3 protein-coding genes are annotated in these 2,508 nt (G+C 31.4%); all 3 read left to right on the forward strand.

Annotated elements, in window-relative coordinates; all coding sequences use genetic code 11:
- On the forward strand, nucleotides 1-668 hold a 668-nt coding region (locus tag ACNI3T_RS00535), incomplete at its 5' end, for a peptidase associated/transthyretin-like domain-containing protein (RefSeq protein ID WP_472272113.1).
- Nucleotides 669-846: 178 nt separating this feature from the next.
- The gene (locus tag ACNI3T_RS00540; protein WP_418226148.1) at nucleotides 847-1,569 is read left to right on the forward strand and encodes a carboxypeptidase-like regulatory domain-containing protein; all 723 of its coding nucleotides are present in this window, start codon (nucleotides 847-849) and stop codon (nucleotides 1,567-1,569) included.
- Nucleotides 1,570-1,703: 134 nt separating this feature from the next.
- Nucleotides 1,704-2,342: a hypothetical protein gene (locus ACNI3T_RS00545; RefSeq protein WP_418226149.1), complete on the forward strand. Its 639-nt coding sequence runs from the start codon at nucleotides 1,704-1,706 to the stop codon at nucleotides 2,340-2,342.
- Nucleotides 2,343-2,508 lie beyond the last annotated feature (166 nt).

The raw sequence follows: 2,508 nt of genomic DNA on the forward strand, positions 1-2,508 counted from the left end.
CAGCTCAGGAAATTAGAGGTATCGTTTACGATTCAGATGAAAGAGTATCGGATTTTGAAATTGTAAATATGAATAGCGGAAATTCTTCTACTACAAATCAAGAAGGGTATTTTTCTATATCAAGTGACTTAGGAGACACTTTAGTATTTAACTCGATCCAATTTGAACAACAAATACTGATTGTTGATGAAAATCATTTACAAACAACTTTAGTAATTGAACTTAAGAAGATAGTTAACCTATTAGATGAAGTAAATATCAGTTCGTCGTCAAAGGCATTTGATGTGAAAACGGCAAATGAAGAATTAAAAAAAACATTTAAAACGGATCTAGAAAAGAATTGGTTTATATACTATCCACCAAACCCTAAAGGAAATTTATTAGCTAGTATTATACCAGGTAACAAAAAGTCAATTCCTAAAAAATCTGAGATAAGAATTATTCACTTAAGTGATTATGTAGAACTATTTGCGTCGGACGATACTTTAAATTGTGAGTATTTAAAAAATTCTCTGGGAATTCCCGAAAACCGATGTGATCTATTTTTTGATTATTTAGAATCTAAATCATTAAATTATGATTTATTAGACCCATCAAGGCGTCTAGATTTATTACAAAAGATTTATGAAGCAAGCGAAGAATATATAGTTATGCAAGAAAGTAAGTAACGCAAATAACTATTGCTAACATCGGTTAATCGCCAATAAGCGGCAACGTTAGTAAGAAAATAATTATCTTGACCAACAAACCAATACTAAGCCGACAAGTCCGCAACCCTTACTCCGCCAACTGGCGATAACCGAGACCGTTAGTTGCAAGTTTTAAACAAAACTGAATCCAGAATTTATGCAAAGAAGAATTGAAGTAACTAACCCTTGTGATCAAGCCTGGCAATCCATGAGAAGCCTTGGTAGAAATAGATTTTGTGATAAATGTCAAAAAGAAGTTATTGATTTCACTGGATATAGTAAGAATCAAATTTTCGAAAAAATTGAAGGAAGTGGAGAGGTATGTGGAAAATTACATCCGTCCCAATTAGAAAACAAAATTGAGTCTAATCAATTAGGTACGCAATACTTTTCCAAATTTGCTTTTTTCATTGGACTTAGTTCTATAATTGGTTTGAGCGAGCCAGTAACTGCTAATCCAACTAAACAAACATTTGAGCAAACGGACAAAACAGAATGGAAAAGCGTATTACCTATTAAGAAGGTTCAAGATTCAATTACAATTAGAGGGAAGGTTACTGATTCAGACGGTCTAGCAATACCTGGAACCAATGTAATTTTCAAAGATTCTAGGATTGGAACACAAACTAATTTAGAAGGAGAATTCAATTTGAAAATTCCCGCTGAAAAACTAGGAGAAAAAAATTTCCTCATTTTCTCTTTTGTCGGTTTTATAATAAAAGAGATAAGATTCTTTAGAAATAATAAGTTTTTCAACGTACAATTGATCGAAGACAATACACCATTAGGTGGAATTACAATAGTTCAAAAGCGTAACGTTTTCGATAAGGTGGGATATTTTTTTCATAATTTATTCTCGAACCATAAAACCTGCAACTAACAACGGTTAATCGCCAATAAGCGGTAGCGTTATATAGAAAATAACTAATTTGACCAACGACAAAATACTAAGCCGACAAATCCGCGTCCCTTACTCCGCCAACTGGCGATAACCGAGACCGTTGTAGCAAATTTTTGAAGAAAGCAATATACATATCACTCATTTTAATTATAAGCTTAATCTCTTGTAACCAGAAGAATGAAAAAAAAATTCTTGAACAAGAAGTATATTATTATCCAGAAAGAGAAAATTTAAATGATAAAACTAATCTTTCAAATATTTTCATTGAGCGACTTAGAAATTATTCAGAATTATTAAACGAGATTGATAAAATTGCTTGTAAAGATTCTGTTCCTATTATAAATTATTCAAAAGAAAATGAAAAATATGAGCTCTTGCCATGGTATGAATGTTCAGAGAGAATGGTAATAAGTTGCCCAACATTTCGATCACGAATTTTTATACAAAATGATTCAATTCTAACTAACTATAAGATTAAACATCCTATAGATAGTTTAGAATTAATATTAGAAAGACATCTTTTAAATAAGGGAAAAAATTTTAATTATTCAGACTCACCAGATCGGGCTGGAATAGAAATATATTTTGATAAAAATACTAAATCAAATAAAATTGAGAATCTTTTAATCAACATATCAGAAAAATTCAATCAATTAAATCAGAAATTTTCGGACACTTTATATTTGAAAATATATTTCAGAGATAGACCATTAAGAATGATTCCACCGCCACCACCTCCTAAACCAAATTAGTGAACAAAAACTTGCAACAACAACGGTTAATCGCCAATAGGCGGTAGCGTTACTAAGAAAATAATTAACTTAACAAACAACAAAATACTAAGCCGACAAATCCGCGTCCCTTACTCCGCCAACTGGCGATAACCGAGACCGTTACAAACAAGTTTTTATGAGAAAT

Origin of the sequence: Christiangramia qingdaonensis (assembly GCF_048381525.1) — a bacterium.
In the GTDB taxonomy this organism is placed as follows: domain Bacteria; phylum Bacteroidota; class Bacteroidia; order Flavobacteriales; family Flavobacteriaceae; genus Christiangramia.